The following is a 4,090-nucleotide window of genomic DNA, read 5'->3' on the forward strand; positions in this document are numbered from 1 at the left end:
TCAGGACGAACGCGATCTGCGCCTCGGTGAACTTCGACTTCTTCATAGAATTCTCCTCGTCCCGCTCACGGGATCATAAGTGGAAAATTCCAGCTCAAAACGGTCCGATTTTCTGGAGGCACGTCACACCCTTGCCGATGAGCTCGGCCCGCCGCTTTCCCTTCCAGACGCGTCGCTTGGTTTCGGCGAGCGCCCGAAGCGGCTGACGGATCCCGTCGCACATGGCTCCGAACCGGGCCCGCTCATCAGCAGTTAGGTCGGCGATCGTCGACAGGTCGACTGGTCCGCCGCCTTCGTTGCGCAGGACGGCCTTGCGACCGTTCGGGACGAGTTCGAGGCGCGGGTCGGCGAGCTTCACTCGGCCTTCGAACCACAGGCGCTCGGTGGCGACCGATGCACTCCGATCGATCAGCGATCGAACGTCGATATGCCCGCTCTCAAAAACGAAACCGTAGCCCCAGCCTTCGAGGATGAGGCGTTCGTGCAATGCGGTCACGGCGCGGGCGATCTCGCGGCCATCGGATCCAACATAGAAGCGGTGTTGGCCGGCGCCCTTATCCGTCTCCTGGCCGCTTTCGCGATAGCGCACGCCGGCGGAAGATGAAGGCCGCACCAGCCCGGCCGCGCCGCCGAAAGTCGGTGCCACCGTCGCCAGGACGCCCGCGATTTGTTCGGGGAACGCCTTCACCCTCGAAAGCAGTGCGGGCGGCCAGCCCTTCACGTCGAGATCCAGCCCGAAGAGCGCTGGACCGGCCGGCGCAGGGAAGTGTGCCGCAGAGCGCGATATGACGTCGGTTCGGTCGCCCGCTTCGCGCTGCGAAACGAACTCCCACACGTCCTGCCCGGGCGGTGGTGGTGCGCAGACGAGCGCCTGCCGATCCGACATCGCTTCCAAGGTGATCGCCAGACGAGAGAGCACCTCCGTTGCGGACCCCACGACCGACTCGCGGCGTACGATACCCGCCGCCGGCTGCTGGCCGTGCTGTGTGACGATCGGAGCGTCATGGGCGCCCACGCCGAGGGTTTTTGCCGGAGACGCGCGGCCGGCCCCGGCCTCCAGGACGGTGTATTCGACGCGCAACGACGAGGTCGTCGCGCGCGGAAAGGCGACGACGTCGCCGAGCTGCTTTGCCGAAGCCTTTCCGACATCGGCGGAATGCGCTAAGTTGTTCTGCACGATACGCCTTTCTGCGACGCCGACGGTTTGCCCCCGTTCGGCGTCGTGCCGTTTCGAGATCAATTCTTGGCCGTACTCGTCGGGGCGGAAGCGTCGGGCGGGGTGGGATCGAGAGGCGGCAGCCAACGGCGTCCGTAGTACTCACGCGGTCCGTTGAAGCCGGATGGCGATTCGCGGATCGGTCGAGCTCGAGCGGAAAGGTCGTCGATGATCGCGCGGGCTTGCGGGTCGGTGCTGTAGAGCAGCGCATAGACCGCGAGGGCATTGTCGATTGTCGGCTCGCGAAGCTCTGCCGGAACGTGAACCGGCATTTGCCACAGCGCTCCGTCTTGGTCCGGCGTTGCAGGCATCGCGATTTCGAACATGATCGAGTCGGGTTCGTAGGCGTAGCCTGGCGCCATGTCGTCGACCGTCATCGGTCGAATATTGACGCCAAGCAGCCGACGGGAGGGATCGAAGCTCTCGAACGGCCCCGCCTTCACTAAGCGTCGGCTGAGACGACGAAATTCATCGATCTTCGTGCCCTGTTTTGCCGCCGCACGTCGCTGCTTCCGGTTCATGCGGAAGCCCTCACAGCGCCGGCCAGCCAAGCACGGTAGGCGGCGACGGTCGAGCGCGGCCGGCCTTCGATGTAGACCGTCTCAGGGCCCTTTCCCTCACGGCGCCATTTCCGGAATGCTTCTATCGAGAAGCCGCTGTGCAACGACTTCTGCTTGTCAGTCAGCAAGGCGTTGTCGGGTAGCGCACCGAGATCGGGGACGCGGACATCGCGCCTTCTTCCGCTATCAGGTCGAACAGGGGCTAGTGCTGTGCTCGTCTTGTAGCTCCGTCACATCTGTAACGCCTGTCTGGTTACATTGTGAACAAATTTACAATTGCTGGACAATAACGCAATGCCGCTATCGACCATTTTATCAGTTATGGAGTTGACAATTGCTTGTACTCCAACAATAATACATTTCTAAGTGATTGAAGTGCACGGGGAACGAGGAACGCCCGTCTTCGAATAATTTTTTTGTTGCGCGCAATTTGGGCGCATCCTCTCCATTAGCCGAATACCCGCTTCGACCGCCTCGGCCAAACGTCGGCGCTCCTCATCGGCCACAATTTTGGCGACGTGCGTGGCCCACGCTTCGAACGCAGCACGCAGCTTGTCCTCGGCGCCGTCCCTGTCGTAGATCTGCAGGAGCTCGGCCCTGGCAGGCCCGATCGCGCGCTCGGCCGTCTCGGTGTCGATGCCGAGCCTCGACAACCCGGTGCGGAACGTCCGCCTGATGTCGTGGATCAAAAAATAGAGCCGGTCGCCTTGTTGGCCGCGTCAGTAATCTGCATCCACCCGGATATGAGGCCGCCGGTCCGCGGCGACGCGAACACGAGATCGGACCGCGAATCCACCGGGCACGCGGCCAGGAGCTCGGCCAGCGCTTTCGTGATGGGGACTTCGTGGCCTCTGCCCTGCTTCGTGAAGGCGGCCGGCAACCGGATCACCTTCGCTTTCGTGTCGATCATCGCCCGCGTCAGTCCGGCGCCCTCACCACGGCGGCACCCGGTCAGGATCCAGAACCGCCAGAGCCGACCGTTGACTGTGTCGGGATCGCCCGCCAGCCAGAGCCGCGCGACCTCGGCGTCGGACAGAGCCCGGCCGTGCTCCGCCTTCGCTACGCGGTCAGCGCGCGTCGCGCGCTCCTTGCGATGGCCGGCGAGTGGATTGGTCGGGATCGCTTGGGCTTTCGAGACGGCCCAAGTCAAAAACGCTCGGCAGCGAGCCCGATAGTCCCGAGCCGCGCCAGGCTTGCCGGCCGCCTCGAGCTTCTCGATCACTCGGGCGAATTCGGCGCCGGTGATGCCGCGAATGTCGCGCGCCAGCAAATGTGACATCTTCGATCGCAGGTTCCGGCAGTGCAGCTCGGCGCCGACATACTTCCGGCGCTGTAGGTCGGCCTCGTACCTGTCGATCAGGTCCGCCAGCTTGGCCTTGTCCGCCTCCCGGGCGGCCTTGCGTTCGGCCAGCGGGTCGCCACCGTGCGCGATCTTGCCGAGCGTCGCCCTCGCTAGATTGCGCGCGTCGCTGGCCGTCTTCAGGGTGGCCGGCGTCCCGATCCGCATCCTTTTGAACACGCCCCCGCGGCCGGACCCGGCCGGGCGATAAGCGATGATCCACGTCTTGCTGTTCGGGCGAACGCGGAGGCCGAAGCCAGTCACGAGGGTATCCCAGAGGACGACGTCTGCCTTGTCCTTCGGCAGCTCGAAATTGCGGATCACAGCATCCGTGAGTCGGAGTTTAAGCAACGTAGGTTCTTCCTGTGGGCAGCACATGGGCAGCACCGTTTGCGTATCCGCAATAACCTACCTGTAACCCTTTATACTCCGCAAGTGCTTAAATTGTAACGGACAAATTGTCCGCTTCGCACCTCTCCATAACCCCCTGCAACCCCGGCCCGATAAACTTGGTAATGGAGAGGTCGAGAGTTCAATCCTCTCTCGCAGCACCATCTCTTCCAGCCTTGGCTGGGAACCCCGACAGATTATCCGACAAAAATGTCTCCGCCAGTCTTTGCGGGCCGCATCGCCTTGTTGCACCCCATGTGCGGCGGTCGGATTCGGTCGGCGCCATCGCGGCACTGTCCCGGCACGGCACGCCCGGACGACGCGACCGAGCCGGCAGACGGGATATGAAGCCGGGGCGGAAACGGCTGTTTCACCGAACCTTGGGAGGAGCCGGCTGCGTGCCGTTCCAGGCCATCGGCGCGACCACCGAGAGCGAGGTGTCCGGTGAGCCGTCGATGAGGCGCGTCGTGCGCGCGACGTAGACGAGACTGCCGTTCGTCTTGTCGAAGAGCCGGTCGATCTCCAGCGACTTGAAGATCAAGGAGCGGCTTTCGTCGAAAACCTGCTCGCCTTCTTCGTCCCCGC

5 protein-coding genes are annotated in these 4,090 nt (G+C 63.6%); all 5 read right to left on the reverse strand.

Annotated elements, in window-relative coordinates; all coding sequences use genetic code 11:
• Nucleotides 1-94 precede the first annotated feature (94 nt).
• Nucleotides 95-1,240: a hypothetical protein gene (locus QZ753_RS13425; protein ID WP_294644289.1), complete on the reverse strand. Its 1,146-nt coding sequence runs from the start codon at nt 1,238-1,240 to the stop codon at nt 95-97.
• Nucleotides 1,237-1,737: a hypothetical protein gene (locus QZ753_RS13430; protein WP_294644290.1), complete on the reverse strand. Its 501-nt coding sequence runs from the start codon at nt 1,735-1,737 to the stop codon at nt 1,237-1,239. Before QZ753_RS13430 ends, QZ753_RS13425 begins: the two co-directional genes overlap by 4 nt.
• Before the next feature lie 401 nt (nt 1,738-2,138).
• The gene (locus QZ753_RS13435) at nt 2,139-2,465 is read right to left on the reverse strand and encodes a hypothetical protein (protein WP_294644291.1); all 327 of its coding nucleotides are present in this window, start codon (nt 2,463-2,465) and stop codon (nt 2,139-2,141) included.
• Nucleotides 2,462-3,439 (reverse strand): integrase arm-type DNA-binding domain-containing protein, encoded by a 978-nt coding sequence (locus tag QZ753_RS13440; RefSeq protein WP_294644292.1) that lies wholly within the window; start codon nt 3,437-3,439, stop codon nt 2,462-2,464. Before QZ753_RS13440 ends, QZ753_RS13435 begins: the two co-directional genes overlap by 4 nt.
• 436 nt (nt 3,440-3,875) lie before the next feature.
• On the reverse strand, nt 3,876-4,090 hold a 215-nt coding region (locus tag QZ753_RS13445), incomplete at its 5' end, for a CreA family protein (RefSeq protein WP_294644293.1).

This window comes from uncultured Aureimonas sp. (assembly GCF_913775355.1).
Lineage (GTDB): Bacteria > Pseudomonadota > Alphaproteobacteria > Rhizobiales > Rhizobiaceae > Aureimonas.

Coding starts and splice junctions, on each gene's coding strand:
- QZ753_RS13430 (WP_294644290.1), bottom strand. CDS start 1,737: ATGAACCGGAAGCAGCGACGTGCGGCGGCAAAACAGGGCACGAAGATC.